Genomic DNA, 2,993 nt, shown 5'->3' with positions numbered 1-2,993 from the left:
TACACAGTAAGAAAAATTGTTAGTTAATATAACAATTTCACTGGTCAAGCTAATAAGAGCATAGGGCGAATGCCTTGGCACCAGAAGCCGATGAAGGACGGGGTAAGCACCGATATGCTTCGGGGAGCTGCAAACAAGCTTTGATCCGAGGATCTCCGAATGGGGAAACCCACCTAGATTTTCTAGGTATCATCTACTGAATACATAGGTAGATGAAGGGATACCAGGGGAACTGAAACATCTAAGTACCCTGAGGAAAAGAAAGAAAACTCGATTTCCTAAGTAGCGGCGAGCGAAAGGGAAACAGCCTAAACCTATTGAGTTTACTCTTTAGGGGTTGTGGACCAGCATTTAATAAGTTCTTCTTGTAACTGAATGACCTGGAAAGGTCAACCGTAGAAGGTGATAGTCCTGTAAGTGAAACTAGTTGACTTATTGCTGGTATCCGGAGTACCATGGGGCACGTGAAATCCTGTGGGAAGCTGGGAGGACCATCTCCCAAGGCTAAATACTAACTGGTGACCGATAGTGAACAAGTACCGTGAGGGAAAGGTGAAAAGAACCCCGGAAGGGGAGTGAAATAGAATCTGAAACCCTATGTTTACAAGCAGTGGAAGCACTTTATATGTGCGACCGCGTACTTTTTGTAGAACGGGCCAGCGAGTTACGATATATAGCAAGGTTAAACTTTTTTAAAGTGAAGCCGTAGGGAAACCAAGTCTCAATAGGGCGTTTAGTTGTATGTCGTAGACCCGAAACCGGGTGACCTACCCATGAGCAGAGCGAAACGAAAGTAAAATTTCGTGGAGGCTCGAACCGTTTAGTGTTGAAAAACTATCGGATGACTTGTGGGTAGCGGTGAAATTCCAATCGAACCCGGATATAGCTGGTTCTCCTCGAAATAGCTTTAGGGCTAGCCTCAAGATAGTGACGTGGAGGTAGAGCACTGAATGGTCTAGGGGCACTTAGTGCTACCAAAACCTATCAAACTCCGAATGCCACAGTCATGTTTCTTGGGAGTCAGACTGCGGGAGATAAGTTTCGTAGTCGAGAGGGAAAGAGCCCAGACCACCAACTAAGGTCCCTAAATCCAGATTAAGTGGGAAAGGATGTAAAGTTACACAGACAACCAGGATGTTGGCTTAGAAGCAGCCATTCATTTAAAGAGTGCGTAATAGCTCACTGGTCGAGTGGCTTTGCGCCGAAGATTTCCGGGGCTAAAATCTGGTACCGAAGTTGTGGATTCGTAAGAATGGTAGAGGAGCATTCTGTACGGGCTGAAGCTACACCGTAAGGAGTGGTGGACTGTACAGAAGAGAGAATGCTGGCATGAGTAGCGATAAGGCGAGTGAGAATCTCGCCCGTCGAAAGCCTAAGGTTTCCTGAGGAAGGCTCGTCCTCTCAGGGTTAGTCGGGACCTAAGCCCAGGCCAAATGGCGTAGGCGATGGACAACAGGTTGAGATTCCTGTACTGTTTACATGCGTTTGAGAGATGGGGTGACGCAGGAGGATAGGCTATGCGTACTGTTGGTTATGTACGTCCAATCCTGTAGAGAGCTCCTATAGGCAAATCCGTAGGAGAGTCTCAAGAGGTGATGGGGAGCGAAAAATAAGTAGTGAAGTAGCTGAATCCATACTGCCAAGAAAAGCCTCTATCGAGTATGTAAATACCCGTACCGCAAACCAACACAGGTAGGCGAGGAGAAAATCCTAAGACGTTCGGAAGAACCCTTGTTAAGGAACTAGGCAAAATAACCCCGTAACTTCGGGAGAAGGGGTGCCGACTAAGGTGAAGCACTTGCTGCGTAAGCTTTAGTTGGCCGCAGTGAATAGGCCCAAGCGACTGTTTACCAAAAACATAGGTCTCTGCTAAGTCGAAAGACGATGTATAGGGGCTGACACCTGCCCGGTGCTGGAAGGTTAAGGGGAAGAGTTAGCGTATGCGAAGCTCAGAACTTAAGCCCCAGTAAACGGCGGCCGTAACTATAACGGTCCTAAGGTAGCGAAATTCCTTGTCGGGTAAGTTCCGACCCGCACGAAAGGTGTAACGACTTGGGCACTGTCTCAACAAGGGATCCGGTGAAATTGTAGTACTCGTGAAGATGCGAGTTACCCGCGACAGGACGGAAAGACCCCGTGGAGCTTTACTGTAGGCTGACATTGGATTTCGGTATTGCTTGTACAGCATAGGTGGGAGACTAAGATACCAGGGCGCTAGCTTTGGTGGAGTCATCATTGGGATACCACTCTTGCAATGCTGAAGTTCTAACCAGAGGCTGTGAATCCAGTCTTGGGACACTGTCAGTCGGGCAGTTTGACTGGGGCGGTCGCCTCCCAAAAAGTAACGGAGGCGCTCAAAGGTTCCCTCAGCACGGTCGGAAATCGTGCATAGAGTGCAAAGGCATAAGGGAGCTTAACTGCGACACCTACAAGTGGAGCAGAAAGGAAACTTGGACTTAGTGATCCGGTGGCACCGCATGGAAGGGCCATCGCTCAACGGATAAAAGCTACCCCGGGGATAACAGGCTTATCTCCCCCAAGAGTCCACATCGACGGGGAGGTTTGGCACCTCGATGTCGGCTCGTCTCATCCTGGGGCTGGAGTAGGTCCCAAGGGTTGGGCTGTTCGCCCATTAAAGAGGCACGCGAGCTGGGTTCAGAACGTCGTGAGACAGTTCGGTCCCTATCCGTCGTGGGCGCAGGAAATTTGAGAAGAGCCATTCCTAGTACGAGAGGACCGGAATGGACAGACCGCTGGTGCATCAGTTGTCTTGCCAAAGGCACAGCTGAGTAGCTATGTCTGGAAGGGATAAGTGCTGAAGGCATCTAAGCACGAAGCCTCCTTCAAGATGAGATTTCCCATCGTAAGAGTAAGACTCCAAGTAGACTACTTGGTTGATAGGTCCCAGGTGTAAGAGTAGCAATATTCTTAGCTAAGGGATACTAATAAGTCGAGGGCTTGACCAATTATCTTACTGTGTATACAATTTTCAA

At 48.7% G+C, this 2,993-nt stretch carries 1 rRNA gene; it reads left to right on the top strand.

Annotated elements, in window-relative coordinates:
* The first annotated feature begins 42 nt into the window (after window positions 1-42).
* Window positions 43-2,966: ribosomal RNA gene (locus tag FYJ27_RS12520) — 23S ribosomal RNA — on the top strand.
* The last annotated feature ends 27 nt before the right edge of the window (window positions 2,967-2,993 follow it).

The sequence above is a fragment of the Anaerosalibacter bizertensis genome, from assembly GCF_009696605.1.
GTDB classification, from domain to species: domain Bacteria; phylum Bacillota; class Clostridia; order Tissierellales; family Sporanaerobacteraceae; genus Anaerosalibacter; species Anaerosalibacter bizertensis.
The sequence above is the reverse complement of the archived record's forward strand: the minus strand, read 5'-3'. Positions and strand labels throughout refer to the sequence as shown.